The organism is Streptomyces sp. NPDC050287 (assembly GCF_044459385.1).
Classification (GTDB): domain Bacteria; phylum Actinomycetota; class Actinomycetes; order Streptomycetales; family Streptomycetaceae; genus Streptomyces.
On record NZ_JBITIY010000012.1, the window covers coordinates 103,554 to 118,978 of the forward strand.

A 15,425-nucleotide genomic window follows, 5' to 3' on the forward strand; every position below is an offset into this window, starting at 1 on the left:
GTCACTCGGTTCCTTCCATGGCGTGGAGCAGCGCGCGTTCGGTGATGTCCCGGCCGCTGATCTCCCGTACGATCCGGCCGTCCCGCACCACCAGGACGCGGGTGCACAGCGCGAGCAGGTCCTCGGTGTCGGACGAGGACACGATCACGCCCATGCCGTCGTCGGCCTGCCGCTCGATCAGGTCGTACAACTGGAGGCGGGTCGCGATGTCGACGCCCGCCGTGGGCTCGCACAGCACCAGCACCGGCGGTTGCTGGGCCAGGCACCGGGCCATGACGACCTTCTGCTGGTTGCCGCCGCTCAACGTCGTGATCCTGGCGCCGCGGCCCGCCGTGCGCACCCCCACCCGCTGGATCCACTCCTCGGCGAGCGCCGACTCGCGGCGCCGGTGCAGTCGTCCCGCCCGGGCGCGGAGCCGGTCGAGCAGCGGGAGGGTGAGGTTCTCGCCGACCGAGAAGTCGCCGATGACGCCTTCGCCCGCCCGGTCCGCGGGGACCAGCGGGATGCCCGCCCCTCCGGCATCCTTCGCGTCGACCCACCGCTCGGAGCGCTCCGGCAACCGCACCCGGCCGCGCACCGGCCCGGTGTACGCCCCGCACACCGCGTACGGCACCACCTCGTGACCGGAGCCGACCAGGCCGGTGATGCCCAGCCGCTCGCCCCTGGCCAGGTCGAAGCCGATGCCGCGCAACGGGCCCGCCCACAGGTCACGGACCTCCAGCACGGGCTCGGCGCGGGCGGGGGCGAGCCGCGGCCGGTAGCCGGTCTCCACCTCCTCACCCGCCATCAGCTCCGCCAACGACCGGGGAGTGAGCTCGGTGACCGGGCGGGTGGCGATGCGGCGTCCGCCGCGGATCACGGTGACCCGGTCGGCCAGCGCGAAGATCTCGTCCATGCGGTGCGAGACGTACAGGACCCCGGCCCCGGCGTCGCGGATCTCCCGCACGATGTCGAAGAGCCGGGCCACCTCGCCCGGCGGCAGCACGGCGGTCGGCTCGTCGAGGACCAGGACGCCGCGGCGTCCCTCCCAGCCCTGCAGGGCGGCGGCGATGGCCACCACCGCGCGCTGGACCGGGGTGGCCGTCGACAGGGGACGGCGCACGTCGATACCGAGGCCGAACCGTTCCACCAGGGCGGTCGTCCGGCGCTCCATCTCCGACCAGCGGATGTTGCCGAGAGCGGTCCGGGCGAAGCCACGGCTGAGCGCCAGATTGTCCGTGGCGCTCAGCTCCCCGACCAGTCCCAGCTCCTGGTGGACGAAGCGGAGCCGGTCGTGCCGAGATCCGGTGACCTGGCCCAGGTCGAAGGCCTCACCGTCCAGTTCGGCGATCGCTCCGGGTTCGGCATGGTGGTAGCCGGCGAGGATCTTGATGAGGGTCGACTTGCCGGAGCCGTTGGGTCCGGTCAGTGCGTGGATCTCGCCAGGCGCGATGTCCAGGGCGACGTCCTGGAGCGCCTGGGTACCGCCGAATCGCTTCGACAGCCCGGACACCCGCAGCACGGGGCGGTCTCTCTCCTCGCTGCCGGCCGGCCCTCGCGTGGTCTCCGGCGACGTGTCAGCGTGCACTGCTGCTCCCTCCATGGAAGGGCCGTTGAGGGCCAACGAGGGTGATCGAAGGCCGGTCTATCGACGGGCGCCGCCGCCGGCACATGGCCGGCGGCGGGGGCCCGGGTCGGTCAGTTCAGGCCCCAGAGCGCCTGGAACTGCGCCTGGTAGTTCTTGACGAGCGGGAAGTCACCGACGGCCATCGAGAGGTTGTCCTTGGTGATCAGCGTGAGGGGCAGCACCGCCTTCTGGTCCACGTCCATGGACTGGCCGGTGAAGCGGCGGGCCAGCGCGTCGGCCTGCAGCCACATGCTCTCGTGCGAGTTCAGTGCCACCGCGGCGTCGGTGAGGCCGCTCTGGATGTACTGGTAGTTCTGCGCGTCACCCACGTTCACGGCGATGTGCTTGCCGGTGATGCCGGCGGTCTTCAGCGCGGAGGGGACGCCCACGTTGAGCAGCCCCAGCGAGAAGACGATGTGGTCCACCTTCGGGTGCGAGCGGACGTACGACACCACACGGTCCGGGATGTCCTTGCCGACCGAAGTGATCGGCACGTCGACGTTGTCCAGCGTGCAGCTCGGGCACAACTCCTTGTACTTGGCCGCGAACGAGTCCTTGACGGGCTTGAGGATGGTGTAGGCGGGCAGGTCGAAGTAGACGGTGTTCGCCTGAGCGCCGCTGTCGGCCACGGCCCATGAGGCGAGCATCTCGCCCTGGACACCGACGTCCTTCGGCCCGTTCTTCAGCAGCTCGAGGCCGTCGCCCACCACGTCGTCGGCGTTCGACTGGATGACCGGGATGCCGGCTGCCTTCAGTTTCGCCAGCTGCTTGGCGTACACCGCGCGCGGGAATCCGGAGGAGACGACGGCGTCAGGCTTGTCGCGCACCGCCGTCTCGTATGCGGCCTGGACCGACTCAGGGGTGCCCTGAGTGGGGATCTGGTTGACCTGCCAGCCGAGCTGGTTGGCCGCGGAGGTGAGGAAGTCGGCCAGGTCGCTGCAGGACTGAACGCCGCACAGGATGAAGTCGATCTTCTTGCCCGTGGGGATCTTCTTGCCCACCGGTTGGGTGATGGGGATCTTGTTCGGGCGCTGCGCATAGGTCCGCAGGGCGCTGCGGGCCGCGGTCAGGCCGGGGGAGTCCGAAGCCGCCGCCTTCGCGGTGTCGGCGGCCGGAGTCGTGTCGGTGCCGCACGCCGCGAGGGCGAGCAGGGCGGTGACGGGGACGATCGCGGTGAGCGCGCGACGGACCGCGCGTCCGGGTCTGGAACTCATCTTTGAGTACTCCCGTGGTGTGTGCCCGCACCGCCGCGGACCGCGTCCGCGGTGTCCGGTGCCGTGCAGGGCGGATCCTGTGCCGCCCGAACCGGGACGGGCACATTCAGTTGGTCGGGCGGGCTGTCGGATCGCCGTCGTGGGGTACGGCGCGGGCCACCGGGGCGGACCGGCGGCGTTGTGGCGGAGACGGGGCGGACCCAGCCTCGAGCCAAAGAGAAAGCCACAGAGAAACTTGTGAGGCTCTACAGCCTCGGGTGCGACGGAGTGTGGCACGCGCCGTCGGGCTTGGGGAGGGGTCGGTCATAACGAATTCAAGGTGGGGCGTGCGGATCCCCGGTGTTCCGGGTTCCGCGGGGCCCCGGTGCCGTCGTGAGCCTTGCTCCGCACCGCGCCTCATAACTACACTCACTCTAAAGTTTCTGGCTGAGGAGAGAAGATGGACGAAACGTCGGAGTTGGGCACGGCGCGGTGCCCTGGGCCCAGCGTCCAGGACTACCTCGACCGGGACAGCCGGCCGGTTCCCGCCGCTCTGAGGCACGTCCACAACGACTTCCTCGGCAGCGAGGACATCGACACCACCCGCTTCACCTCCAGGGAATGGGCCGAGCGCGAGATGAGCCAGGTGTGGCGGCGCGTGTGGCAGTTCGCCTGTCTGGAGAGTGAGATCCCCGAAGTCGGCGACCACGAGGTCTACGAGATCGGCCACGACTCACTGATCATCGTGCGCACGGCACCGGACGAGATCCGCGCGTACGTCAACGCGTGCCTGCACCGCGGGCGCAAACTCCGCACCGGAGGCGGCAACGTCGCCGAGTTCCGCTGCCCCTTCCACGGTTTCGCCTGGAACCTCGACGGAACCATGCAGACCCCGCCGTGCGCGTGGGACTTTCCCCATGTCACCCCGGAGAAGTTCGCCCTGCCGGAGGCCAAGGTGGCCACCTGGCGCGGCTTCGTCTTCATCAACATGGACCCGTACGCGGAGTCCTTCGACAGCTACCGCGGAACCTTCGACGAGTACTACATCTGGCCGCTGCAGGACCGCTACAAGTCGCTGCACATCGCCAAGGTGCTGCCCTGCAACTGGAAGATCGCCCAGGACGCGTTCATCGAGTCCTTCCACGTGATCGCCACCCACCCGCAGATGCTGCCGTGGCTCGCCGACGCCAACTCCCAGTACGACGTGATGGCGGACCAGCCCAACTGGAACCGCATGATCAACATCCAGGGAGCCCCCAGCCCCCACGTGGCCGACTCGGTCACGGAGGAGGACGTACTGGAGACGTTCTACGACTCCCGTGCCTTCTACGCGGCCGCCCAGGGCCGGGACCTGGTGATACAGGAGGGCGACGAGATGCCGGCGATCCCGCCCGGCGGCACCGCCCGCCAGGTCCTCGCCGAGCGGATGCGCGCACAGCTGGCGATCACCTCGCAGCAGGACTTCTCGCAGACCGCCGACACCGAGCTGCTGGACGCCATCAACTATCTGCTGTTCCCCAACTTCAATCCCTGGGGCGGCGCCAAGTCCAACATCATCTACCGCTTCAGGCCCAACGGCCTCGACCCCGACTCGTGCACCGCCGAGATCATCTTCATGTCGGCGCCGAAGACGGCCGGTGAGATGCCGCCCCCGGTCAAGATCCGCTGGGTGCCGGACGACATGCTCTTCGCCGACATCCCCGAACTGGGCGTCCTGGGACCGGTCTTCGACCAGGACTGCGAGAACCTGCCGTACGTCCAGCAGGGCCTGAAGACCCTGCGCAAGCCGGGCATCACCCTGGCCAACTACCAGGAGAGCCGCATCCGCCACTTCAACCGGACGCTCGACCGGTGGATGGACAAGTGACCGTCACCCACCGGGTCGCGGTCCGGCCCTTGGGTGTCGAGCTGGAGGTGCGCGACGGCGAGGACCTGTTCAGCGCCGCCCAGCGGCTCGGCTACCGCTGGCCCACCGTCTGCGGGGGCAAGGCGACCTGCCGGACCTGCTTCGTGCAGGTCGAGGAAGGCGCCGAGAACTGTTCGCCCGTGGGTCCGCTGGAGCGCGAGGGCATCGAGGCCCTGCGCAGACCGGTGGACGGCCTGACCCGGCTCGCCTGCCGGCTCCGGGTCGAGGGCCCGGTGACCGTGACCAAACGCGGCGTACGCCGCAGACCGCAGGAGTGAGCCGTGAGCGCCAAGCAAGTGATCCATCCGCTGACCGGGCACGTGTACCGGCTCACCGAGGACGGACTGGTGGAGGTGACCGACCCGAAGACCGGGGCGCAGGGCATCTTCGACTTCCAGGCCCGCTGGCAGTCCGGCGAACTGCGCCACGCCGACCTCCAGATGGCCGGCTGGGTGGGCCGCCTCGCCCAGCGGCGCGCCGTCCGCCCGCCGGAGGAGTGAGCCGGTGCCACCCCGCACCACCCGGGTGGTCTGCCTGGTGCGCCGGCCGGAAGGAGAACCGGCGCTCGGCGACTTCGCCGTCGAGGAACGCCCGCTCCCACCGCTCGGCGAGGGACAGCTGCTCGTCCGCAACCTCTACATGAGCGTCGACCCGTCGATGCGCGGGCGGCTGGAGAGCACCGAGAAGCACTACACGCACAACTTCACCCCCGGATCACCGCTGGACGGCCGGGCTCTCGGCGTCGTCGAGGTCAGCCGCCGCTCCTCCGTGCCTGCGGGCACCTTCGTACGCCACCAGCTCGGCTGGCGCGAGTGGGCCGTGCTCGACCCAGCGGACACCGATGCCGCGGGTCGTATCGACCCCGAACTCGCCCCGTTGCCCACCTGGTTGGGGCTGCTCGGACAGACCGGCTTCACCGCCTACGTCGGGCTGGCGCGGATCGCCGAGGTACGGCCCGGCGACACCGTCTTCGTGTCGGCGGCGGCCGGGGCCGTGGGCAGCGCCGCCGGACAGTTCGCCCGGCTGCTGGGCGCGCAGCGCGTCGTCGGAACCGCCGGGGGGCCGGACAAGTGCGCCCTGCTGGTCAAGGAGTTCGGCTACGACGCCGCCGCCGACTACCGCGCCGAGCCGGTGCGCGACGCCCTGGCACGGCTGGCGCCCGACGGCGTCGACGTCTACTTCGACAACGTCGGCGGGGAACAACTCGCCGCCGCCCTGCACGCGTTGCGGACGGGCGGCCGTGTCGCGCTGTGCGGCATGATGTCGCAGTTCGGCGGCGAGCGGCGGTCCGCCGACATCAACCAGCTGATCCAGGCGGTCCTCAAAAGGCTCACCCTGCGCGGCTTCATCGTCCGCGACCACGACGATCTGCGGCCGGAGTTCGAGAGCCGGGTCGCCGACTGGCTCCGCACGGGCCGGATCACCGCCCGCGAGACGGTGACGGACGGCCTCGACAGTGCGGCTGGGGCCCTGCTGGCCCTGCTGGACGGCGGCAACGTCGGCAAGATGCTGGTCAGGCTGGCCGAAGACCCGTACAGCCGTTTTTGACGAAGACCGAAGAGAAGACAACGAGACCGGAGAGACCGGAGAGGGCGACCGGGAGACGCACGGTCCCGAGTCGGGTCCCCCCGCCCGCCGCGTCGGCTCTCACCTGCCCCAGATCTTCCGGTACGCCTCGCGGTACCCGGGAGGATCCCAGCTCGTCGTTCCGCCGCTGTTGGCGGCCGTGGAGACATGGACCGGGGCGACGTATCCGCTGGCGGACTCGCCGGCGAAGGCGCGGTTGAACTCGTCGACGATCTGCCAGCCCTGCTCGGTGAGAGGCTCCGGGACGGTGGCGGTCTGGAACTGCCCGCTGTTGATGCGCTGGAAGGCCGACGGGTCCCCGTCACCGGCGCCGATGTTGAAAGGGGGGCCGGAGCCCTTCCGCCCCGCCTGACGCAGGGCGGGCGCGGCGTCGGCGAAGTAGAGGTCGTTGATGGCCACGGAGTACGTCCACCTGCTGCCGAAGCGGGAGAGGAGGGAGGAGACCTCCTGAGGGGTGCGGCTGCTCGCGTCCGGGATGGGGATGTTCTCGGACGCCAGAAGACGCACGTCGGCGCAGGTGGCCAGCTGCTTCTCGATCAGCTGTGACTTCTTCCTGGCGAAGGGGATCGAGGCGTCGGTGAAGACGACGACACCGGCCCGGCCGCTGGAGCGCGCGATGATCCAGTCGGCGCTGATCTCCGCGACGTCCCCGACCCGGGTCGTGACGTTGGTGAAGAGCTTGGGATGCCTGCTCGGTCCCGGGGTGCCGACCGCGTGCCAGCCGATGAGCGGGATGCGCGCCGCGTCGGCACGCGCGAGCTGGGACGACGTCGCGTTGGGATCGAAGCCTCCGAGGACGATGCCGGAGGGCCTGACGCCGACCGCCTCACTCAGGGCCGCCTGGATGCCGGCGGGCGTGCCCTGCCCGTCGATGACCCTGACCTTCCAGCCGATCACCCGCGCGGCCTCCCGCAGGCCGTTCGCGACGCCCGCGACTCCGGGGTTGGTCATGGTCTGCGCGACGAAGACGATCGTCCTGCCCGGCCGGGCCGTGGGTCCGGTGGTGGGACCGTTCCAGGAAACGTCCACCTTCTCGGCCCGCCGGACGGCGGATCTCGCCGTGGCGAGGGTGGCGGGGCAGCCGGCCCTGGTGACCCCTTCGGAGGGGTTTCCCGGACCGGTGGACGAGCCTCGCTCACAGCCGACGACGGTGACGAGGACCGTGATGAGGGCCGCCAGGGCCGGGCCGGTCCTGTGGTGGGAGATCACGGGTGCTCCTTGCCGGCGCCCGCCACCGCGCCGCCATGACGGTTCGCGGTGGCGCCGGAGCGCAGTCGACGGCGGGCGGAGTACCCGGCGAAGCCGACTGCGAGCAGCAGGGTGACGCCGTTGAACAGCGGGGTGACCCAGAACTGCGCGCCGAGCTGGCCGATGCCGGCCAGCCCGATGGCGAGGATGGCGACCGCCACGAGGGTACCCAGGGCGTTGGGGCGACCGGGCCTGATCGCGGTGGACCCGAGCAGGGCCCCGACGAAGGCCGGCAGGAGGTAGTCCAGACCGACGCTGGGGTTGCCGATCTGCTGCTGGGCGGCGAGCAGGACGCCGGCGAAGCCGACGATCAGACCGGACAGGGTGAACGCGCAGACGCTGTAGCGGCGCGTGGGAATGCCGACCAGATCGGCGGCGCGGGGGTTCGAACCGATGACGTAGAGGTAGCGGCCCAGCGGCAGGCGTTCCAGCAGCAGCCAGAGCACGAAGGTCAGCCCGAGGACGTAGAACGCGGGCACCGGCAGGCCGAGGAACGTGGAGTCGTAGATGTCGGTGAAGGCCGGCGGCAGTCCGTTCGGCCCGGGGACGACGCGGGTGCCGCCGGTGATCCAGCCGGTGACGGCGTACAGGACGCTGCCGGTGCCGAGGGTGGCGATGAAGGAGTCGATCCGGGCGAACTCGACGACGACGCCGTTGACGACCCCGACGACCGCCCCGCCCACGAGCACCACCGAGCAGGCGAGCGGCCACGGCCAGCCGGCGCTGACGATCAGCTGGAGCACCATGACATGCGCGAGGCCGAGCAGGTAGCCGAGGGACAGGTCGAACTTGCCCGTGACGATGGGGACCATCGCGCCGAGGGCGAGGATCGCGGGGACCGACTGGTTGGACAGGATCGAGGAGATGTTGTCCAGCGTGGGAAAGGTGTCGGGCAGGGCCAGGGAGAAGGCGAGGAAGAGCAGGGCGGTGAGTGCGAGCAGTCCGTACGCGCCGATGAACTGCCCGGGAGAGCGGCTCAGCCGTGATCGGGGCGAGGAGGACGGCGACGTCGGTGGCGTCGTCCCGTCCCCCGTCGGTTCACCGCTCATCCGTCCGTCTCCCCTCCGGTGAGGGGCGGCACGGCCGACGCGGTGCGGGTGAGCCGGGTGACGGTGAGGGCTTCGCCGGTCAGCTCGGCCGCCACGGTCCCGCGGACGAACACCAGGGCGCGGTGGCACACGTGCGCGACCTCCTCGACATCGGTGGAGATGAGCAGCACGGCGAGCCCGGTGGCCAGCTCGTCGTCCAGCAGGCGGTGGATCTCCGCCTTGGCGCCCACGTCCACGCCGGCCGTCGGCTCCTCCAGGATCAGCAACCGACGGTTCCTGCGCAGCGACCGGCCGAGCATGACCTTCTGCTGGTTGCCGCCGGACAGGACGGCGATCGGTGCCTCACTGTCGTGGGGGCGGACCCGGAAGCGTTCGATGAGAGCCATGGCCTGGGCGCGCTCGCGCCGGGGGCTGATCCAGTGCGGCCCCGGCGTGCCGTAGGCGCGAGGGTTGGCCAGCAGGTTCTCCCGTACGGTCAGTTCGGCGGCGCAACCCTCCTCCAGACGGTTGCTGGGCACGAAACCCACACCCGCACCGACGGCGGCGGCGACCGTACGCGGACGGTACGGCCGCCCGTCCAGCAGCGCCCGCCCGCCCAGAAGAGGCCGGACGCCGGCCAGCGCCCTGCCCAGGTCTATGTGACCGGCGCCGATGAGGCCCACCAGGCCGAGGATCTCGCCGGGGCACAGCCGGAGGTCGACCGGGCCGGCGTTCTCCGTCCGTACGCCGTCGAGGCGCAGGACGGCCCGGGCCCCGGGGGCGGGACCGGCAAGGGCAGCGGCGGGCGGCCGGCGAGCCGGGTCGTGGCCCACGATGTCCCGCACCAGGCGAGCGGGGCTGTGGCCGGCGAGGGGGCCCTGGCTGACGATCCGGCCGTCGCGCAGGACGGCGAAGGAGTCGGCGACCTGGTACACCTCGTCGAGCCGGTGGCTGACGTAGATGACGCCGTGATCGCGGTCGCACAGCTCGCGCAGGACATGGAAGAGGCGGACGCAGTCGGCCGCGGGAAGGCTGGCGGTCGGCTCGTCCAGCACGACGAGTTCCGCACGGGTCGACAGCGCCCGCGCGATGGCGACCAGAGAACGCTCGGCGCGGGTCAGGTCGGCGACGCGGGCGTCGGGTGCGAGGTGTCCGGCGACGATCTCCAGCGCTCGCACGCAGCGCTCCCGTGCCAGCCGCCAGGAGATCAGTCCGCGGCGGCGCGGGTAGCCGGTGCCCAGGGCGATGTTCTCGGCGACCGTCATCCACTCGACGAGACCGAGATCCTGGTGGATGAAGGCCATGTGCCGGGAGGCCGCGGCCGTGCCGAGCGGGTGGCCGGCCACCGTCACCTCGCCCTCGTCGGCGTGATGGACACCGGCGAGCACCTTGATGAGGGTGGATTTCCCCGCGCCGTTGGGACCCAGCAGGGCGAGGACCGCGCCGCGCTGGACGTCGAGGTCGACCTCGGCCAGCGCGCGCGTGCCGCCGAACCGCTTGCCGAGACCCCGGATCCGGACCAGAGGGTCCCGGCCGTGGCCCACGGATCTGCTCGGTGAGGCGTCGGGAGCGTCGTGCACGGACTCTCTCCGGGGATCGGCTTGCGGGTTCCTTCCCGACTCCACCGGAACAGCTCACCTATTCGATGCCGGGAATGATGTCGGGAATATCATCCCAATCTATCCCGACGACGGCCGGGATTCCCGCAGGAACATCCAGTGCGCACTCCGCCCAGATGACCTTGCCGTCGCCGGTGTAGCGGGTGCCCCACGCCTGAGCGAGCTGTGCGACGAGAAACAGGCCGCGACCCCCCTCGTCGGTGGCGGACGCGTGACGCAGCCGGGGGGCGGTGCTGCTGGTGTCGGCGACCTCGAAGATCAGGGAACGGCCGTGGATCACGCGTATCCGCAGGGGACCGCTCGCGTGGCGGATGGCGTTGGTCACCAGCTCACTGAGCAACAGCTCGGCGGAGAAGACGGCCTCGTCGAGCAGTCCCCAGTCGGTGAGCCGGAGGGTGACGTCGGCGCGCATGCCGGAGACGCGAACCGGGTCGGCCGGGAGGTCCCAGGTGGCGATCCGGTCGGGGTCCAGGGTCCGGGTACGGGCGACGAGCAGTGCGATGTCGTCGGCGGGGTGGTCGGGCACCACGGCATCCACCACCGCCCGGCAGGTGTCCTCGGGTGAGGGGCCCGACCGGGCCAGGGCGTCCCGCAGCTGGTCGAGAGCCGTGTCGATGTCGCGGTGGCGGTCTTCGATGAGTCCGTCGGTGTAGAGGACCAGCCGGCTGCCTTCGGGGACATGGATCTCGGCGGTTTCGAAGGGCAGGCCGCCCAGTCCGAGGGGCGGACCGGCGGGCAGGTCGGGGAACGTCACCGTGCCGTCGGGACGGGCCAGCGCGGGCGGGGGGTGGCCGGCGCGTGCCAGTACGCACTGCCGCGAGGTGGGGTCGTAGATGGCGTACAGACAGGTGGCGCCGATGATGCCGGTGCCGCTCGCGCCCGGTTCCTCGCTGCCTTCGTCCCGGTCGAGGCGGGCGACGAGGTTGTCGAGCTGGGTGAGGACTTCGTCGGGTGCCAGGTCCAGCTCGGCGAAGTTGCGTGCGGCGATGCGCAGCCGGCCCATGGTGACGGCGGCGTGCAGGCCGTGGCCGACGACGTCGCCGAGGACCAGGGCGACGCGCGTGCCGGACAGGGGGATGACGTCGAACCAGTCGCCGCCCACCCCGGACTCGGCGGGCAGATAGCGATGGGCGACCTCGACGGCGTCCTGCTCGGGCAGGCGGTGCGGAAGCAGGCTGCGCTGCAGGGCCAGGACCATGGTGTGTTCGCGGGTGTAGCGGCGGGCGTTGTCGACGCAGACGGCGGCACGGGCGGCGAGTTCCTGGGCCAGTGAACGGTCGTCGTCCGAGAACGGGGCGCGCTCTCGCCCGCGGTAGAAGCTGACGATGCCCAGGACGACGCCACGGGCGAGCAGCGGGGCGGTGATGAGGGAGCGCAGGCCGTAGGCGCGAAGGAGTCCGGTGTGCTCCGGGTCCTGGGGGATCCGGCCGGCGGGGACGCGCAGGTCGGGTTCCAGCACTGCCTGTCCGTGGGCGAGGCAGCGGAACTGGGGAGTGGCGGGATGCAGCTCCACCCGCTCGCCGAGCGCGCGGAAGGGGCCGTCGTCGCGGATGCCGTGGATCACCCTGCGGTGCAGGTCGGTGCGGGGATCGGCGGACTCTTCGCCGCGCAGTACCGCCTCGGACAGGTCGACGGTGACGAAGTCGGCCAGCCACGGGACGGCCATCTCGGCGAGTTCGCCGGCGGTACGGGTCACATCCAGCGTGGTGCCGATGCGGGTGCTTGCCTCGGACAACAGCTCCAGGCGCTGGCGTGCCGCGACGGCGTGCATGCCCACCCTCGGCTCGCCCAGCAGCACCAGCCGTCCGTCGGCCATGCCGTCGGTGCCGCCGTCGACGCTGCCCGGCGCGGCGGTCGGCTCGGCCTTGCGAACGGTCGTGGGCTGTCCCTGCGCGGCGGCCGCTGCGTCTGTCTCCGCGTGGGCGGGCCGCAGGAGTGCCACGTCGGCAGGGTGCCAGGGCGGCAGGACGAGGGGTGTCACGGCTTCCTGCGCCGTGGGGCCGGGCGGCGCACCCGGATGCGCGAGTGCGGCGGGCCACCGCCCGAAGTCCTCGGCGAGGACCGCCTCGACGGCGACGCCCTCCACGCCGGAGTCGCTCGTCACGGCACGGCTCAGCAGGACGACCCGTCGTCCGTCGGAGAGGGACACCTCGACGCCTGCCCGCTGGGCCGAGGAGATCAGCTCGGCGGCCTTCTCCTCGAGCACCGTCTGGTCACGACGGCTGAGCCCACTGTGGACCAGCTCGTCCACCCGGATCAGCTGCCCGTTCCCGCCCGTCGTCGCTCCGGCCCGCGCACGGCGCCTGGCGTCGAGATAGGCGCTCAGCAGCCCCCGCTCTCGCGCCGAGTTCTCCGCCAGGAGCCGGCGCTCGATGGCGTGGGCCGCCTCTCGTATCACGGTGTCCATCGTGGGATCCGCTTCGGCGAGCGGACATCCGAGGGAGAGGATGCCCTCGACACCTCCGCTCAGCAGGTTGCGCACGGGGATCGCCGAGCAGGCGTTGGACAGTGAGCGCTCCGCGAAGTGCTCGGCCCCGTGGACCTGGCACAGCCGCCGTTCCGCGAGCGCGATGCCGATGCCGTTGGTTCCGGCGACCTCCTCGGCGAAGACGAACCCCGGAACGCTCTGGATGGGCGCGAGTTGCCTGGTCATGGATGCCAGGCCGAAACGACGCTGCAGTACCGTTCCACTCGCGTCGGCCAGAGCCACGTTCATGGTGCGGCCGTCGAACCTGGACCGCAGCCAGTCGAGCACCGGCCGGGCCGCGTGCACGAGTCGGCTGTCGAGGTCGATGTCCTCGCGATAGGGGAGCTCGGTCTGATCCGGCGAGAGACCGAGCAGTGCGGAGCGCTGCCAGGAGCTCAGGATCAGGTCCCGCACGCCTCCCTCGACCGGGCCGCCTTCCAGGAACCGCTCACGGACGCGTGAGGGACCGCTGGAATCCCCCACAAAGCCCATGTGGATCACTTCCCTCAGCGGGCCTTCGCCGTGCCGCCCGGTCGCTCACCGGTCGAGGAATCGCTCGCTCTCATATAGATATTAGAACTTTGTCCTTCAATAGGCTTGTTTCGCCCATTTCAAGAAAACTTCCCAGGGCCGCCTACCGCAGGGAACGTGCCGCCCCCACGCTGAAAACGTCCATGGAGACGCCCACCCGGGTCAGCCCCGTGGTGGCCTCCCGGAAGTCCTTGATGTGCGCGGTGGTGAAGTGCTCGTCGAGGGCTTGCTGGGAAACCCACCGCTCGTACACCCGGATTCGGCGATTGTCAGCGGGGTCCGCCGTCATGGCGTAGTCCAGGCAGCCGGGCTCCTCCGCACGGGTGCGCGTGCCGACCTCGACGAGGTGTCCGAGCATGGTGTCCCGGTCCGCGGCTTCGTAGTCCATCCAGCCGGCGACGATGATCTCGCCCGCGTCTTCCTCCGCCATGGTGGTCCCTTCCGCGGTCATGCCCGGGGCCCGCCGCCCTCTGTCAGGAAGAAGCGGCGGGCCCACGGGCCGTTCAGATGGCGAGTGCCGCCGGGACGCTGTCCACGGTGACCGTGCCCTTGGTGCCGTCGACCGTGATCATCATGCCGTCGCGCAGCCGCTGCGTGCCGCCTTCGACGGAGATGACGGCCGGGATGCCGAGCTCGCGGCAGACCACGACGGCGTGGCTGTTGAGCGCGCCCACATCCACGACGGCCGCTCCGGCGACCAGGAACAGCGGGGTCCAGGCGGCGTCCGTGATCGGCGCCACCAGTACCTCGCCCGGCTCCAGCGCCTCGCACGAGGCCGGGTCGGTGACGACCCGGACCCTGCCGGTGTAGGTGCCGTGACTGCCACCGACACCGTTGAGGACGTCGCCCCCGACAGCGGCCTCGGTGTGCTCCTCGCTGCGTCGCGGCCAGCTGTCGATCTCGGTCCGGGAGTCGTCCGCGATGAAGAACGGCGGTTCCAGTTCCCGGAGTTCGTCGTATTCCTGAAGCCGCTGGCTGATGACGGAGCCGAAGCGTTCCGGATCGGCGACATAGTCGTCGAGCTCGGTGTCCAGCAGCATCATCACGTCTTCGGGCTGTGCGAGACGTCCTGCCTCGACACCGCGGCGGCCGAGCTCGCGGATCGCCATCCGGATCTCGTTGATGACGGTGACGCAGTTCGCCTTGGTCCGCTCGCGCGCCGGGATCCACACGTTGGACGCGTGCATTCCGGCGTCGAACATCGGCTGCGCGTCCTCGGGGAGTGCGCCACGCACCTCCGCGGCCGTCGCCTGGCGGTGTGCCGTGAGCCGCTCGTGCCGGGCGGCCGGAGAATCACCGTCGGAGCTGTGCCGGATCCGGTCCACCAGGGACAGTGCCTGGATCGGGGAGGCCTCCCAGGACAGCGCGTGGATGTCCCACTCGTTGGGACCGCGGTCGCCGGACTCGGCGAGGAACTCGTCGAAGGAGTCCCGGAACGCCTTCACGTCCCCGGTCGCTCCCTCGAGCGCCTGCTCCACCGCGGCCGGCCCCTGGTCGAACAGTGCCGTCAGTTCGGGGGAGGCCACCACCTGCCGGGACAGCGTCCACAGGCCCGTCGAGGGGCCCGCCGAGTCCACGTCCCCCAGGCCGCTGATGAGGTCGAGCATCGCGCCGGGACGATCGATGCTCGCGCACAGCGGGCCGAGGATCGCCGGTCCGACCGATGCGGGCAGTGAGGACTCGACATGCCTCTGGAAGGTGGTCTCCACCTCGTCCAGCAGGCCGCGGGCACGCGCCACCAGCTCGGCATCGGACAGCTGCGTCAGGTCGGGCCGCTCGCGGCGGATCCGGCGCAGCCGCTCATGGTCGGCGTCGCCCTCCGGATAGCCGGTCTGGCCGAGCATCTGCCCCAGGATCCCGCCGGCCTTGGCCGTCAGCTCCGTGTCCTGGTCGTCGGGGTGCGCCACGTACACCGGGGTGTCGGAGCGCTGGCCGACGAAGGCCGCGTCGATATCGGCCGCGGTCTGGCCCATACGGATGCCGAACAGCCGCAGGTGCGAGAGGTTGAGGTAGAAGTAGCCGCCGAAGATCCCGACGAACGGGGGCCGGGTGCCGGCGACCTCCTCCTCGCGGTAGATGCTGAAGTCGATGAAGCCGCGGCGCCAGCCCTGCAGACCGCGCCCCCAGACCAGGCTCCAGCCCAGCGGGCTGGCAGGCTCCGGCAGGGTCTCGCCCGCGTTGGCCCGCGTGTAGTGGGGCAGTCGCTCGTTGCGCTGCCAGTCGGTGATCCAGTGCTTCAT

General features: G+C 70.9%; 12 protein-coding genes. 4 read left to right on the plus strand and 8 right to left on the minus strand.

Annotated elements, in window-relative coordinates:
* Position 1 precedes the first annotated feature (1 nt).
* Both ACIBK3_RS34555 and ACIBK3_RS34560 read right to left on the minus strand, forming a co-directional pair.
* Positions 2 to 1,567 (minus strand): sugar ABC transporter ATP-binding protein, encoded by a 1,566-nt coding sequence (locus tag ACIBK3_RS34555; RefSeq protein ID WP_399371503.1) that lies wholly within the window; start codon positions 1,565 to 1,567, stop codon positions 2 to 4.
* A 110-nt stretch (positions 1,568 to 1,677) separates the two neighbouring features.
* Positions 1,678 to 2,820, minus strand: a complete 1,143-nt coding sequence (locus ACIBK3_RS34560; protein ID WP_399371504.1) for a sugar ABC transporter substrate-binding protein — start codon at positions 2,818 to 2,820, stop codon at positions 1,678 to 1,680.
* A gap of 439 nt (positions 2,821 to 3,259) precedes the next feature.
* On the opposite strand from ACIBK3_RS34560, the gene ACIBK3_RS34565 reads away from it, so the two are divergent.
* Genes ACIBK3_RS34565 through ACIBK3_RS34580 form a run of 4 tightly spaced genes read left to right on the plus strand, consistent with a single transcriptional unit; the run spans position 3,260 to position 6,253 of the window.
* Complete coding sequence (locus tag ACIBK3_RS34565; protein ID WP_399371506.1) at positions 3,260 to 4,666, plus strand: SRPBCC family protein; 1,407 nt, start codon at positions 3,260 to 3,262, stop codon at positions 4,664 to 4,666.
* Positions 4,663 to 4,983: a 2Fe-2S iron-sulfur cluster-binding protein gene (locus tag ACIBK3_RS34570; protein ID WP_399371507.1), complete on the plus strand. Its 321-nt coding sequence runs from the start codon at positions 4,663 to 4,665 to the stop codon at positions 4,981 to 4,983. The genes ACIBK3_RS34565 and ACIBK3_RS34570 overlap by 4 nt, the downstream gene beginning before the upstream one ends.
* A 3-nt stretch (positions 4,984 to 4,986) precedes the next feature.
* Positions 4,987 to 5,205: a transposase gene (locus ACIBK3_RS34575; RefSeq protein WP_399371508.1), complete on the plus strand. Its 219-nt coding sequence runs from the start codon at positions 4,987 to 4,989 to the stop codon at positions 5,203 to 5,205.
* 4 nt (positions 5,206 to 5,209) lie between these two features.
* On the plus strand, positions 5,210 to 6,253 hold the full coding sequence (locus ACIBK3_RS34580) for an NADP-dependent oxidoreductase (RefSeq protein WP_399371509.1): 1,044 nt from the start codon (positions 5,210 to 5,212) through the stop codon (positions 6,251 to 6,253).
* Positions 6,254 to 6,352: 99 nt separating this feature from the next.
* Here ACIBK3_RS34580 and ACIBK3_RS34585 read toward each other — a convergent pair whose 3' ends face one another.
* The 6 genes from ACIBK3_RS34585 to ACIBK3_RS34610 form a co-directional block, all read right to left on the minus strand.
* Positions 6,353 to 7,498, minus strand: a complete 1,146-nt coding sequence (locus ACIBK3_RS34585; RefSeq protein ID WP_399371696.1) for a substrate-binding domain-containing protein — start codon at positions 7,496 to 7,498, stop codon at positions 6,353 to 6,355.
* A complete protein-coding gene (locus ACIBK3_RS34590; RefSeq protein WP_399371510.1) occupies positions 7,498 to 8,589 on the minus strand; it encodes an ABC transporter permease in 1,092 nt (363 codons plus the stop codon). Before ACIBK3_RS34590 ends, ACIBK3_RS34585 begins: the two co-directional genes overlap by 1 nt.
* On the minus strand, positions 8,586 to 10,148 hold the full coding sequence (locus ACIBK3_RS34595; protein WP_399371511.1) for a sugar ABC transporter ATP-binding protein: 1,563 nt from the start codon (positions 10,146 to 10,148) through the stop codon (positions 8,586 to 8,588). Before ACIBK3_RS34595 ends, ACIBK3_RS34590 begins: the two co-directional genes overlap by 4 nt.
* Before the next feature lie 58 nt (positions 10,149 to 10,206).
* On the minus strand, positions 10,207 to 13,146 hold the full coding sequence (locus ACIBK3_RS34600; RefSeq protein ID WP_399371513.1) for a SpoIIE family protein phosphatase: 2,940 nt from the start codon (positions 13,144 to 13,146) through the stop codon (positions 10,207 to 10,209).
* Between the two features lie 142 nt (positions 13,147 to 13,288).
* A complete protein-coding gene (locus ACIBK3_RS34605) occupies positions 13,289 to 13,615 on the minus strand; it encodes a putative quinol monooxygenase (protein ID WP_399371514.1) in 327 nt (108 codons plus the stop codon).
* A 73-nt stretch (positions 13,616 to 13,688) separates the two neighbouring features.
* Positions 13,689 to 15,425, minus strand: a complete 1,737-nt coding sequence (locus ACIBK3_RS34610; RefSeq protein WP_399371515.1) for a PEP-utilizing enzyme — start codon at positions 15,423 to 15,425, stop codon at positions 13,689 to 13,691.

Excerpts from the sequence above, each read along its gene's own strand:
- ACIBK3_RS34560 (WP_399371504.1), bottom strand. The coding sequence starts at position 2,820 with ATGAGTTCCAGACCCGGACGCGCGGTCCGTCGCGCGCTCACCGCGATC.
- ACIBK3_RS34565 (WP_399371506.1), top strand. The coding sequence starts at position 3,260 with ATGGACGAAACGTCGGAGTTGGGCACGGCGCGGTGCCCTGGGCCCAGC.
- ACIBK3_RS34590 (WP_399371510.1), bottom strand. The coding sequence starts at position 8,589 with ATGAGCGGTGAACCGACGGGGGACGGGACGACGCCACCGACGTCGCCG.
- ACIBK3_RS34600 (WP_399371513.1), bottom strand. The coding sequence starts at position 13,146 with ATGGGCTTTGTGGGGGATTCCAGCGGTCCCTCACGCGTCCGTGAGCGG.
- ACIBK3_RS34605 (WP_399371514.1), bottom strand. The coding sequence starts at position 13,615 with ATGGCGGAGGAAGACGCGGGCGAGATCATCGTCGCCGGCTGGATGGAC.
- ACIBK3_RS34610 (WP_399371515.1), bottom strand. The coding sequence starts at position 15,425 with ATGAAGCACTGGATCACCGACTGGCAGCGCAACGAGCGACTGCCCCAC.